13 protein-coding genes are annotated in these 13,629 nt (G+C 35.8%); 1 reads left to right on the top strand and 12 read right to left on the bottom strand.

Annotation, left to right across the window (positions count from 1 at the left end; translation table 11 throughout):
• Nucleotides 1–108 precede the first annotated feature (108 nt).
• The 11 genes from ABWO41_RS02195 to rpsT all read right to left on the bottom strand — a co-directional run bounded on the left by ABWO41_RS02195 (nucleotide 109) and on the right by rpsT (nucleotide 11,485).
• A complete protein-coding gene (locus ABWO41_RS02195; RefSeq protein WP_353132743.1) occupies nucleotides 109–1,029 on the bottom strand; it encodes a glycerophosphodiester phosphodiesterase family protein in 921 nt (306 codons plus the stop codon).
• 3 nt (nucleotides 1,030–1,032) lie between these two features.
• Nucleotides 1,033–2,997 (bottom strand): right-handed parallel beta-helix repeat-containing protein, encoded by a 1,965-nt coding sequence (locus ABWO41_RS02190; RefSeq protein WP_353132740.1) that lies wholly within the window; start codon nucleotides 2,995–2,997, stop codon nucleotides 1,033–1,035.
• A 199-nt stretch (nucleotides 2,998–3,196) separates the two neighbouring features.
• Nucleotides 3,197–4,087 (bottom strand): endonuclease/exonuclease/phosphatase family protein, encoded by an 891-nt coding sequence (locus tag ABWO41_RS02185; protein ID WP_353132737.1) that lies wholly within the window; start codon nucleotides 4,085–4,087, stop codon nucleotides 3,197–3,199.
• 56 nt (nucleotides 4,088–4,143) lie between these two features.
• On the bottom strand, nucleotides 4,144–4,710 hold the full coding sequence (locus tag ABWO41_RS02180) for an RNA polymerase sigma factor (protein ID WP_353132734.1): 567 nt from the start codon (nucleotides 4,708–4,710) through the stop codon (nucleotides 4,144–4,146).
• A 226-nt stretch (nucleotides 4,711–4,936) separates the two neighbouring features.
• Nucleotides 4,937–5,443: a hypothetical protein gene (locus tag ABWO41_RS02175; protein ID WP_353132731.1), complete on the bottom strand. Its 507-nt coding sequence runs from the start codon at nucleotides 5,441–5,443 to the stop codon at nucleotides 4,937–4,939.
• Nucleotides 5,444–5,516: 73 nt separating this feature from the next.
• Entirely contained in the window at nucleotides 5,517–7,079 is a 1,563-nt protein-coding gene (rny, locus tag ABWO41_RS02170) for a ribonuclease Y (protein ID WP_353132728.1), read from the bottom strand.
• Nucleotides 7,080–7,313: 234 nt separating this feature from the next.
• The gene (locus ABWO41_RS02165; RefSeq protein WP_353132725.1) at nucleotides 7,314–7,610 is read right to left on the bottom strand and encodes a cell division protein ZapA; all 297 of its coding nucleotides are present in this window, start codon (nucleotides 7,608–7,610) and stop codon (nucleotides 7,314–7,316) included.
• Nucleotides 7,611–7,633: 23 nt separating this feature from the next.
• The gene (locus tag ABWO41_RS02160) at nucleotides 7,634–7,924 is read right to left on the bottom strand and encodes a hypothetical protein (protein ID WP_353132722.1); all 291 of its coding nucleotides are present in this window, start codon (nucleotides 7,922–7,924) and stop codon (nucleotides 7,634–7,636) included.
• Nucleotides 7,925–7,930: 6 nt separating this feature from the next.
• Complete coding sequence (gene pheT, locus ABWO41_RS02155; RefSeq protein ID WP_353132719.1) at nucleotides 7,931–10,330, bottom strand: phenylalanine--tRNA ligase subunit beta; 2,400 nt, start codon at nucleotides 10,328–10,330, stop codon at nucleotides 7,931–7,933.
• A gap of 111 nt (nucleotides 10,331–10,441) precedes the next feature.
• A complete protein-coding gene (radC, locus tag ABWO41_RS02150) occupies nucleotides 10,442–11,143 on the bottom strand; it encodes a RadC family protein (protein ID WP_353132716.1) in 702 nt (233 codons plus the stop codon).
• Nucleotides 11,144–11,233: 90 nt separating this feature from the next.
• Nucleotides 11,234–11,485 (bottom strand): 30S ribosomal protein S20, encoded by a 252-nt coding sequence (rpsT, locus tag ABWO41_RS02145; RefSeq protein ID WP_353132713.1) that lies wholly within the window; start codon nucleotides 11,483–11,485, stop codon nucleotides 11,234–11,236.
• A 291-nt stretch (nucleotides 11,486–11,776) separates the two neighbouring features.
• Here rpsT and ABWO41_RS02140 point away from each other — a divergent pair, with 291 nt between their 5' ends.
• On the top strand, nucleotides 11,777–12,736 hold the full coding sequence (locus ABWO41_RS02140) for a zinc dependent phospholipase C family protein (protein WP_353132710.1): 960 nt from the start codon (nucleotides 11,777–11,779) through the stop codon (nucleotides 12,734–12,736).
• A gap of 286 nt (nucleotides 12,737–13,022) precedes the next feature.
• Here the strand turns inward: ABWO41_RS02140 and ABWO41_RS02135 are convergent, their stop codons facing one another.
• Complete coding sequence (locus ABWO41_RS02135; protein ID WP_353132707.1) at nucleotides 13,023–13,610, bottom strand: ankyrin repeat domain-containing protein; 588 nt, start codon at nucleotides 13,608–13,610, stop codon at nucleotides 13,023–13,025.
• Between the last annotated feature and the right edge of the window lie 19 nt (nucleotides 13,611–13,629).

The following is a 13,629-nucleotide window of genomic DNA, read 5'->3' as shown; positions in this document are numbered from 1 at the left end:
TTTTACAGGCCTTTTTATAAAGAGACAATAGTACTTGAGTAAAGTACTATTGCCTCTGCTTATTTTTTTATTTTAATTTACAAGTTTTCTCTTGTTCATTAAAATCTACTAGTTAGTGCTCTTAAATAAATCTGGGTAGTCAGAAATAATTCCATCAACCCGCAATGCTTTCAATTTTTTAATATCATCCACGGTATTTACCGTCCATGGAATAACCTTGATATTCCTGTCGCGGCAAGCTTTTACCAGTTCCTCTGTTACCAGATGGTATTCGGGACTAAAAACATCCGGTTTAAAACCTAAATCTTTAATATGCTCATCAATATTCTTAGTGTTTGATTTAAATACCAGATAAGATATTTTGACTTCCGGATAACCGGCTTTCACCAATTTTAAAGACCTGGTATCAAATGATTGTATCGTGGTTCTTTTCTCTATCTTTTTATCGTAAACCACTTTCATTGCCAATGCTACAAACTCAGGTACCGGCGGGTGTCCTTTGTCTTTATACTCAGGACTTGTCTTAATCTCCATATTATAATGGTTCACATGTTTTTTCTTACGAGCATACGTTTCGGCCGAATCTATAAGTTCTGAAAGTAAGGGTTTATAGGCTGGCATTTTTTGTTGACGTGGAAAATCAGGATGGGATTTCATGCCTACATCATATTTCCGAATACTATCGTAAGGCATATCTACAATTAAACGGGACCGTCCATCTTTATCCGTCATTTCTTTGCCTTCCGGTGTTAAACAAAACTTATAGCCAAAATAAGAATCATGCGAAACCACCACCTGTTTATCTTTGGAAACCTGTAAGTCCATTTCTAAAGTGGTTATGCCCAAATCAATAGCTTTATACATAGCCGGAATGGTATTTTCCGGCATCAATCCTCTGGCTCCACGGTGTCCTTGTTCATCAAATGAAGATTTATCTTTTTCATTTGACAAATTCCCTTTGAAAGCACAGGTTACCGATAGGATAGCTATCGATAACCCTGCTAACTTAAAAGTCTTCTTAAGTTTCATTTACTATTTATAAAATTTTGTATTTACTGTTTCGGTACTCAACTGGACAGATGCCATATAAATACCTGACTTTAGGGTAACAGGAATTTTAACCTCGTTATCCCCTTGCTTCACCTCAAGTCTCTGTACAATCACTTTTCTGCCTGAAATATCTGTCAATATCAATTGGACTTTTTCCTTTGTAGTACTATAAATATTAACCTGTATAAAATTATCTCCCGCATAAACAGATAGCATAGACTTATCAATTTCTGTCGTTACATAAATTACTCCTGAGGTTGATTTTTTCCCATTAAAATCAACCTGCTCTAATTTATAATAATTGACACCCTGCGGCAGGTTGGTATCTATAAAACTATAATTGTTTCCCGTAGATGAATCTCCGCTTCCCTGTAATGTACCAATATTCACAAACTCTTTTCCATCCGCAGAACGCAGAATATTAAAATGGCTGTTATCTTTTTCTGAGGCCGTTGCCCAGTTAAGCCTTACATAATTACTGTACAATTTACCGGTGAACGAAATCAATGTTACAGGTAAAACACCTTGATATTCGTAAGCTCCCATATCTACTTCAATATCATTATAGATACGAGCAGCACCCGCCAAATCTTTAGAATAACCACTAATTGCGCTCTTTTCTCCTTTATTAATTACCGGAGATGTGCTTTGCAAAGTATAATCTCCTGTAGTAAATGGTGCTGTACTGCTTGCAGGAGAATTGTTAAACTTAGGGTCAATATTAAGGTTTCCTGTGCCATTGGCATAATCTGCTTCGTTGGCATTAGCTCCCGTATACTGCACATTGCTATAAGTAACAGTAGCAGTAGATCCGGCAGTAGCACTATTACCGATACCATGATTATTATCGTAAATTATACAATTGGTTATTATCGGGTTGGTTATTTTAGTACCAGAACTCCCTGTATTCCACATAGCCCCGCCATTATTTTTAGCATAATTACCCGCTAAGGTACAATTAATGAAAGCGGGGGTACACCCATTACCATTAGTATTAATATTATATACACCACCAGCTGCATTATCAGCCTTATTGCCTGAGAAAAGGCAATTAACAAACTTAGCGGTAACGGTATTTCTATTATACAGACCACCGCCACTGGCTGTTACCGTATTACCGATAAAAGTACAATTGGTAACAATAGGGTTAGTGTTATCATTTGCCATCCCGCCTCCACCAGTAGTGGCAGTTGAGTGATTACTAGCAAACGCACAGTCCGTAATAGTAATAGTAGTTAGCTTATCTGCATCCGTATAGGTTGCTAAACCACCTCCGTAACCACCGGCTATGTTTCTATCAAATGTACAATTGGTTATAGTGGCATTAGATGAGGTAGAAACAATCAGCCCTCCGCCATTACCACTGGCTGTATTGCCATAAAACTTACAGTTGGTAATGGTAACCGTATTGTAGTTGTTGTATATAGCTCCTCCTGTACCACTAGTTGCAGAGTTTGATTTAAAAACACAGTTGGCAACATTAACAGAAGCATAGGTATTAAACATACCACCACCAGCATTAGCACTACCACCTGTAACAGTAAAACCGTCATAAACAACGTTAGTAATAAGAGCTCCGGAAGTACCTTGATTATATATCACCCTATTTCCATTGCCGACAAAAGTAGTACTATCAGCAGCATTAGTACCAAATACCCTTTGAGCTAAAGAAGTTTCTGTACCGGCAAAACCACCATACAGCTTTATTCCGCTTTTAGCACCGGTAAGGTTAATAAGAGGTTGGCCACTTGCAGCCGTATAGGTTCCTTTCAGCACAAAAATCACATCTCCATTAGTGGCTACTGTAATGGCATCGGCAAGGGTTTTAGCATTATCCCAGTCTGCTCCACTCTGGGTTCCATTGCCATTGGGGCTCACAAAATATGTAGCTGCCTTTAATGAACTTATCGCAAAGCATAACAACAAAAAAAGTACTCTTTTTTTCATAATTTGTTAATTAAATTGTTTATCGTTTTTTTATTTATTTGGTCACGTTATAAAACATCCAAGAGAGTTTCACTGTAGCTTTTGGATCATCTTGTCAAAACCTAAATTACTAGGGTGTGTGCCATCTAGAATGGCATCATGGTCGTCACCCAAAAAATTATCGGCAGTAATAAGCATATTTATGAATTACTGATTGTATTTATTTTATTTTTTCAGAGATTTCTGCTTCTATTAAAACCGGAAAATGATCTGACGGATATATCCCTTTATATGAATCTGTTATAATCCGATAACTTTTCACCTTCACTTCCGGTTTTATGGACACATAAATATGGTCTATCCGACTAGATCCTTTTTGATCTGGATTATAATCATTGTATGTAGGAGTATTACTGTTTCTGATATTTCTTGCAATCTGGTAGCTATCTTTTACCACACCAGATTCACTCAAAATCTTATAATTATGATGGTATTGATTGGTATTAAAATCGCCCATAGTCAAAACAGGGTATCCATCAGCTATCTCCTTTATCTTAGCCAATAATAACTTTGGGCTTTCTCTCCGGGCAATATCTCCTAAATGATCAAAGTGATTATTAAATATGTAAAACTCTTTCTGACTTTGTTTATCCTTAAATTTTGCCCAGGTACAAATTCTTGGAGAATAGGCATCCCAACCTTTTTTACCAGGTACATCAGGTGTCTCGGAATACCAGAATGTACCCCAATCCAATACATCAAATTTTTCCTTTTTATAGAATATTGGCGTGTGGTGCCTTCTTAAAACCACAGTGGCGGTATCACCCAGAATATTAATTCCCAGATAGGCATAATCAGGTATCTGTGGCATTAAATCATTCAATTGCGACAGGTAAGGTTCCTGTGCACCAACAATATCAAACTGATATTTATTAAATACTGCTACAACACCTGGCAATCTCTTTTCCCATGTATTTATTTTATCTCTTTGATTATCGTACTGGATATTAAAGCTGGCTATTTTAAAAACAGGGTCTCCTTTGGGGTTGCCTGCAAAAAGATTTGTAATAGGTAGAAAGCAAGTAATAATTAAAATAGATATTCGTCTCATTATTTAAACAGGTTGTTAGTCTTTTTATAAAGAGACAACACAAGCTGTTTAAAGTACTATAAGCAGAATAAAAATGTGTGAATTTTGGATAAAAACAAACGCAGACGCTTATTGGCTGAGGTTAACTGGTTTTTTACTGTTTGTTCAGAGCTATTCAAATGTGCAGAAATTTCGGCAATAGACATATCTTTCTCTTTTCGTAATCGCCACACTAAACGCATTTTCTCAGGTAAACGTTCAATTTCTCCATTGATTAATTCTGGCAATCCAGTTACATCCACTTTACTTTCAAGTTCATTATCAGTATCTGAGAAACCCTGACTATATGCATGTTGATTCCTCTCTTTTCGGGCCGTCTGTAATAAATGATTTAATATGTGATTGCGTAATGATGTAAATAACCAGGCTTTAAATGAAGTATTAATAGTAATAGATGCTCTTTTACGCCATAAGGTTGCAAAAAATTCTTGAAAAACGTCATCGACATCCTCTTTATTTTTAAGCTTTTTATAAATCGTATAATAAACAGCCTCTGAATATCTGGCATACAACATTTCAAAAGCAGAAGTCGATCCCCCGCTTACTTCACTCATTAACAATATATCATCAGAATTATCTTGCATATACCAGAGTCTACTTATTTTAGTAGATAAAAGAATCTAACCGAGTAATTTAAAAGATTGACACACATCCAATTTCTTCGGAAAAATATCAGTCTAATATTAAAAAATGATTAATTCTAGTTTATAATTCGGATTTACAAAATAAAAAGAAACCCTAAAGCAAGTATATAAAAAATAAATAGAAATAAAAAGAAACACTTTTTATTCTTACAAATTTGAATTTAATTTAATACCTTAAATTAAAACGTTTTAAAATCAGACTCCAAAGCCATATTGGCCCTATAACTACATTCTTCCAAAACTGTGTCAGAGGCAACTTATTTTTCTCCTGCTGATTTCCCAAAGTAAGGAAGAATAAAGAAACCACAAAGATAATAGCACTAATTTGCCAGAGTTTGATTCCACCACCCTGTTCCACATATTCAAGCTGGACAATAAAAAAGTATAGCGCTCCAAAACTAAACAGCATCAAATAGGAAAGCAGGGGAGATTGTTTCAGATAATAATAAATGGCTATAGCCAAAGCAACAGAAAACCAGTTTATAAACATGTTATACTTTCCCAGAAATGCCAGGTAGGGAAACGGTACAGCAGTAATTAAACCCATCAAACTAAAAATAAGCAATGGAATAAATACAATCTGTATTATTAAATTGCTTCTGTTCTGACTAAAAACCTCATAGTCCGCAAATAATTTATCTGTATTTCTTATTTCTTCTTTTTCAGATTTCATATTATACATAATAAGATAAGCGATAATGTATTACATCATCGCTTATCTATTTTAAAATAAATATAACAATTAGTTATTTCGCGTAAGCCACAGATCTCGTTTCTCTGATTACGGTAACCTTTATCTGACCCGGATAAGTCATTTCCGTTTGGATTCTATTAGAGATATCTGCTGCTAATATTTCAGATTGAGCATCACTTATTTTCTCACTTTCCACTACAACACGCAGCTCTCTACCTGCCTGGATAGCGAAGGTTTTCTCTACTCCAGGATAAGACATAGCCAGACTTTCCAATTCTTTCAATCTACGGATATAGCTTTCTACAACCTCTCTTCTTGCACCAGGTCTCGCACCGGAAATCGCATCACAAGCCTGTACTACCGGAGAAATCAAAGAAGTCATTTCAATTTCGTCATGATGGGCACCAATGGCATTGCATACATCAGGATGCTCTTTATATTTTTCTGCCAACTGCATCCCTAAAATTGCGTGTGGTAATTCAGGATTATCATCAGGCACTTTACCAATATCATGCAAAAGACCTGCTCTCTTAGCTAATTTAGCATTCAATCCAAGCTCCGAAGCCATAGTAGCACAGAAATTAGCTACTTCCCTTGAGTGTTGTAACAGATTCTGTCCATAAGATGAACGGTATCTCATACGACCTACCATTCTGATCAATTCAGGATGAAGACCATGAATGCCCAAATCAATAACTGTTCTTTCTCCTATCTCAATAATCTCTTCCTCAATTTGCTTTTGAGTCTTGGCAACTACTTCTTCTATCCTTGCCGGGTGAATACGTCCGTCTGTTACCAAACGATGTAAAGCCAAACGAGCAATTTCGCGTCTTACAGGATCGAATCCTGAAAGGATAATAGCCTCTGGTGTATCATCTACAATAATCTCTATTCCTGTAGCCGCTTCCAAAGCTCTGATATTTCTGCCTTCCCGACCTATAATACGGCCTTTTATCTCGTCGTTCTCGATATTAAAAATCGAAACTGTATTTTCTATGGCAGATTCTGTTGCCGTTCTTTGTATAGTTTGAATAACTACTTTTTTCGCTTCTTTAGCTGCTGTAAGTTTGGCTTCGTCTATAATGTCTTTAATCTGAACCATTGCGCTTGTTCTTGCCTCTTCTTTCAGATTAGCTTCTAGCTGCGATTTAGCTTCTTCAGCAGATAAACCAGCAATATTCTCCAATTCTTTGATATGCTGTGCCTTTAAGGCTTCCACCTCTTCCTGCTTTTTCTCAACAAGCTCTAATTGATGATCCAGCTTTTTGCGAAGATTATCTAATTCCTGATCTTTTCTATTCTGGTTTTCCAGTTTTTGGTTGAGAGATTGTTCTTTCTGTTTTAGTGTATTTTCTTTCTGAGCGATGGCTTGGTTTCTTTGGTTTACCTCTTGCTCATGATCAGCCTTTAGCTGTAAGAATTTCTCTTTAGCTTCTAATAGCTTATTTTTTTTCAAAAGTTCCGCGTTACTTTCGGCATCTTTTAAAATCTTCTTAACCTTAGTCTGCGCAGCTATTTCCTGCTGTTTAAGTAACTGTCTAAGTAAATATCTCCCGGCTAAAATACCTGCCCCAAAGGCAATAATGGCTATAGCGAGATAAATAAAAATTTCCATAAAGTGTTTTTAAGTTTAAAAAAACCGCAATTAATTTTAGATTTCATGTATTGTAAACTTCTAATTGCAGGTTTAAGGTAAAAGTTTTCGGGATAATTCCTCACGGAATGAAACGAAAACCTGTCTCCACATACCTTTTTTAATATCGAAACGTTAAGTTTTTAATAGTGAAACCTAAAATTTAACTGCGGTTAAATTTCTTAAAACTCATTTATGTATAAAGAACAAACGTTTTTATTTTGCCTCCTTAAAAAAATCTGTCAGTATGCTGTCTAAACTATAAACCTTATCAGCCAGATCTGTATCTTCATTACTAGCTTTCTTTTCTGCTTTCAATGTAGCGGTTGCATAATGCAGTACGCACATAGAAAGTAAATCTTGTTTATCTTTCACCGCATAATTCTCTTGAAATTCCTTAATGCGGTCGTTAATTAATTTAGCAGCCCTCCTCACCAGTTCCTCTTCATCAGCATCTATCTTTAAGGGATAAACGCGATCAGCAATATTTATTTTTATGGAGATATCTCCCATATAGAGTTTCGGTTCACCTTGTACTACTTCTTAAGCAATACAATACATTTATCTATTTCCCGCACAAATTCGTTAATTTTTTGCTTTATGTCAAGTGTTTTTTCATTTGTACCTTCTAAGCTTTTTGCTAGCTTCAAAACTCTTACTGTTTCTTCGAGTTCCTTCCGCTTATCTTCGCTGGTACCCAAGGCTACCTTTAAAGATTGGTTTTCAAGGCTTAAAAGGTCATTATGTTCCTGTAAAGCCTTTGCCAATTTTATCAATTCCTGAGTGCGGTCCAGGACATGATCTAATTTTTGAGCTAAAACAGACATAAATCTCTATTTTCTAATTTCTGCACCTGATTCTTTTTCTAAGTTAAGAATTAATTTTTGCATTACTGCATCAATTTGTTTGTCGGTAAGAGTTTTTTCTTCATCCTGCAAAATAAAACTTAACGCATAGGATTTTTTACCTGCCGGCAATTTATCTCCCTGGTAAACATCAAACACATCTACTTCCTTCAGCAAACTTTTTTCTGTTTTTACTGCAATGCGTTTTAATTGTTCAAATGTTATTTCCGAATCAATCAGCATAGATAAATCTCTTCTCACCGCAGGGAATTTCGAAACTTCTTTATAAGTTATTTTATTACTTTTTATAATGGTAAGTATTAAATCCCAATTGAATATGGCGGCAAAAACTGACTTGTCTACATCGGTTTTCTTTAAAGCAGCATTAGATACACTTCCAAATTTAACCAGCGTTTTTTGTCCTTTTTTATATTGAACTCCGTAAGCAAAGTCGCCATCTGTTAACTCATCGGAATTAAGATTGGCAATATTTAATCGTCTTAAAATACTATCCACAACAGATTTAATATTGTAAAAATCTGTATTTACAGCTGCGGTATTCCAGCCAGCCTGATTATTTTTCCCAGTAAGAAAAATAGCCAGTTCTGGATTTTCCTGATATTTATCTTCATTTACCGCATATATCTTTCCGAATTCGTAAAATTTCAAATCGGTACTTTTACGGTTACTGTTATAAGCAATAGCTTCTAAACCGGAATAGATCATAGACTGACGCATTACGTCAAGATCCGAACTCAGCGGATTCAAAATCTTAACCGCGTGATCTAAATCTTCAGAATATGCCGATTTAGTCAATGAATTAGATAAAATTTCAAAGAAACCATTTGCAGAAAGCAAATCAGAAACAGTTTGCTGAACACTTTCCCGATCTGGCTTAGAAGTATAATTTAAAGATGCGTTTACCTTAGAAGGAATAGCAATATTATCGTAACCAAAAATCCTCAAAACTTCCTCAATAACATCAACGTCTCTGGTAACATCAACCTTATAAGAAGGTACACTTAGATTTAAGATACCATTGTTTTCGGCCAGAATATCGATACCAAGACTACGAATGATAGATTTGATCTTTTCTTCGCCAATCTCCTGCCCAATTAACCTGTTCACATGCTCTATAGCCAATTCTACTTTAAAGTCTGCAATCGGATTCGGATAATTATCGAAAATTTCAGAAGAAATCTCTCCACCTGCAACTTCCTGAATTAACAAGGCAGCTCTTTTTAAAGCATAAACAGTAATCTCCGGATCTGTTCCTCTTTCAAATCTGAAAGAAGAGTCTGTTTTTAAGCCAAACCTTTTAGAAGTTTTTCTAACGGTTACCGCATTAAAGTAGGCACTTTCTAAAAATATATCTGTAGTTGTTTCTTTGACACCCGATGTTAAACCTCCGAAAACACCGGCAATACACATCGGTTCTTCAGCATTATAAATCATAAGATCGCTGGCAGTTAACTTACGTTCCACACCATCCAGCGTAATAAAAGAGGCGCCTTCATCAGCTGTCCTGACTACAACTTTATTTCCTTTAACTTCTTTTGCGTCAAATGCATGCAGAGGTTGTCCCAGGTCATGCAAAACATAATTTGTAGCGTCAACAATATTATTAATACTTCTAACACCAATCACTGCTAATTTTTCTTTCAGCCATTGAGGCGATTCTTTCACCTGAACTCCAGAAATACTTACTCCGCTATATCTTGGAGCTAAATCCTCTGCAATTACTTCGACCGAGACAGTAGATTTATGAGATTGAATCTGAAAAGCGCTTACATCAGGTTTCTTTACAGGAATCTGCATAAAAGCTGCAATATCTCTGGCTACTCCTAAATGGGAAGTAGCATCGGCCCTGTTTGGCGTTAATCCAATTTCGTATAGATAATCATCATTCAGATTGAAGTATTCTTTTGCGGGAGTTCCTATTTTAGCCTCTTCTGCTAAAACCATAATCCCGTCATGAGATTCTCCCAGACCAATTTCATCTTCGGCGCAAATCATTCCTTCTGATACTTCACCTCTTATTTTAGATTTATTGATTTTAAAGGGTTCTCCTGTATTCGGATAAACTGTTGTGCCTACAGTAGCTACAATTACTTTTTGCCCGGTCGCGACATTGGGAGCACCACAAACCACTTGCAGATCTTCGCCTAAGCCCACATCTACTTTAGTTACTCTCAGTCTGTCTGCATTAGGATGCTGAACCGCTTCTTTCACATAGCCAATTACCAAGCCTTCCAATCCACCAGGTACTGCCTGAACTTTCTCCAGACTTTCTACTTCTAAACCTATAGCTGTCAATATCTTAGATATTTCCTCTGGAGTAGAGTCAATATCTAAAAATTGTTTTAACCAATTATATGAGATTTTCATTTATATCTTTTCTGAATGGCAAAAATAGGAATTTTAACGGCCTATGAAAAGATATAGCACACAATTCAAAGAAGTTATTTAAAATTATAAAGGTTAGCGTTCAGATTTGAACTACATTAAACCTTCGTCTGCAAAACTATAATACTTCTTTTCAGCAAAAACGAGATGATCCAGGACGCCTATATCTAAAAATTTACCACCCTCTACCATTTTTTTGGTTAGCTGAATATCAGATTTACTAGGCTTCAAACTTCCCGAAGGATGATTATGGGCCATAATTATAGAAGCGGCATTATGTTCCAAAGCAGATTTAAAAATTATCTTCGGATCTGAAATAGTAGCAGATTGCCCGCCTTTTGAAATCAGAGTTTTGGTTATTACTTTGTTTGACCTGTTTAAAAGAATCACCCAAAATTCTTCATGCAATAAATCAAAGAAATATGAAGCAAGCAGATTGTATGCATCACGAGAAGATGTTATACGGGCCGGTTCTTCTAAATCCTGTTCTTTTCGTCGCCTGCCCAATTCCAGTGCAGCAATAATTGAAATTGCCTTCGCTTCTCCAATACCTTTGAACCGCGACAATTCCTGAACAGATAGTCTTCCTAAAGTATCTAAATTGTTCTGGCAATGACTTAAAATTCTTTTGCTAAGTGCTACTGCAGACTCATCTCTGCTTCCCGAACCTATAAGAATAGCAATCAGTTCGGAATCGGATAAGGTTCTTCTCCCATGAAGGAGTAGTTTTTCGCGTGGCCTGTCTTCTTCGGCCCAGGTTGTAATCGGAATATTAGATTTATACTGCAGGTTCATTTAATAAATCTACAGATTATTCCAGAAATTAAAAACAAAAAGCGAGACTTAAAAAATCTCGCTTTTGGATAAAAGGAATATCTTATATTCTTATAAAGAGTTAACCAACTTAGTCAATTTTGACTTGTTGTTAGCTGCTTTGTTTTTATGTATTACGTTGTTTTTTGCTAAACGGTCTAACATAGAAGTAACTTTTGGTAAAAGTGCTACCGCTTCTTCTTTCGACGCTGCATTACGTAATCTTTTGATAAAGGTTCTTGTAGTTTTTGCCTGATATCTGTTACGTAAGCGTTTAGCTGCGTTTGATCTAATTCTTTTTAATGCTGATTTATGATTTGCCATTTCTAAGCTTATTATTCCTTTAATACATCTCCCTATTGGGGATGCAAATATAGATTGAAATTTCCAAAATACAAAGTACTGATTTAAATTTTTTTATTTTCTGATTCTCCATCTTATAAATTAAACACACATCTGACCTTTAATCATTAATCAGAACTCCTTATGTATGTTGTACATAATATCTGTATCAGGCAATTTCAATATACAAACTTACATAAATAACATTTATATTCATACCAACCTAAGTCGGGGAATCTATAATAGATCTCTACTTTATAATTACATTTACTTATGAAGTATTTCATAAAAGTTTTTGCATTGCTCTCCTGTATGATTCTTTTAACCTCCTGGGGATTTTACGCCCACAAAAGGATTGCAAGACTTGCTGTTTTTACTTTACCATCAGAAATGATCGGATTCTACAAAAGCAATATCAATATCATAACAGAAAATGCAGTAAACCCTGATAAGAGAAGATACGTAGACTCTTTGGAAGCTCACAAGCACTATCTGGATGCAGACCATTTTGGCTCCAGCCCTTTTGACAGCATCCCGGAAAAATGGAAGGATGCTGTAAATAAATATTCGGAAGACACCTTAAAAGCATTTGGAACAGTACCCTGGGCTATAGAAAAAACTTATTACAGATTAATAAAGGCCTTTGAAAACCGAGATTCATCTGCAATCATCAAAATATCAGCAGATCTTTCCCATTATATTGCAGATGCCCATGTACCCCTGCATGTTACAGAAAATTACAACGGACAACTAACCGGACAGCTGGGAATACATTCTTTTTGGGAAAGCAGGTTACCTGAACTCTATTCCGGCTCTTATGATTATTTTGTTGGTAAAGCATATTTCATAGACCATCCGCTTACCGAAGCATGGAAAATTGTAAAGAATACATTTTCTCTTGTAGATTCTACTTTAGCTATAGAAAGAAGAGTAAATAAATCTTTCCCGCCAGACCGAAAATACAGTTATAGCGAAAGAAATGGCAAAGTAATCAAACAATATTCAGAAGAATATGCGCGGACTTACCACGATGCTTTATCCGGAATGGTAGAAAACCAGATGCGAAAAGCCATTTTGGCTACAGGATGTTTTTGGTATTCTGCCTGGGTAGAGGCCGGGCAACCCGATTTGAAAAATATATCCAGAGGTATCAATTTACAGGAAATAAAAGTAACCGAGCCTGAAGATCAACTTTATCAGGAAGGAAAAGTAATAGGAAGAGAGGACATTTGATTTCCCTGCTTTTCAGATTCACAAATATCATCGAAATCACCGCTGTCCCTAAAGTTTGTAAGCATAACAGCTAAGATTTTTTAGAATTTTACAATACCCTAACCTTTTTCTCTCTCTGCTCAGAAGAAAATATTCAAAAGACAGATGAGGAATATATCTTTTTGATACCAGCGCTTCGGGAATTAGGACATCAAGCTTTTGACAGCTACTAAAAAAGAAAAAGTGAAAGAGAGGAAGCCTTCAACCTCCTCTCTTTCACTTTTTCGCCTTTTCACAAAAGCTTATATCAAATCACAAAACCTGTAGCTTGCGAAGATTTCTCTGCTATGCGTTGTTTCTGTGTTTTTTCTGGCTTTTTAGCTAACAACAATTCTATTAATTCTTTATTTCCCAATGACCTGGCAATACTTAACGCTGTGTTTCCAGAAACATCTTTTTTATTTTTCTTGGCATGATGTGCCAAAAGCACTTTTACTATATCGGTTCTTTTTAAACTAACCGCCAGTATCAAAGGAGTGGTACCATTATTATTTCCTTTATTTACATCAGCGCCCTTCTCCAAAAGTTGATAAACAAAATCTTCATTTGCAGTAAAAACAGCTCCCATCAAAGCAGAATTACCGCTTCGATCTGTTATATCTGTAGAAACGCCAGACTCAAGCAAATATTCGAATGCTTCTGACTGATTGTTATATACCGCTAAAGCGAGAGGTGAAAAACCAATAACATCTACTGTATCTAAAGACACACCTTTTTCTTTATAAAACTGAAGCGACTGAACATCATTCATCTTAGCCGCCAAAAAAACGTTGTTCTGTGCACACACCACTACCGAGACAGAACATAAAATCATAATTACCAACAACTTCCTCATAAATAACATAAATTTCCTG

Source organism: Pseudopedobacter sp. (assembly GCF_040392825.1).
GTDB lineage: Bacteria > Bacteroidota > Bacteroidia > Sphingobacteriales > Sphingobacteriaceae > Pseudopedobacter.
The sequence above is the reverse complement of the archived record's forward strand: the minus strand, read 5'-3'. Positions and strand labels throughout refer to the sequence as shown.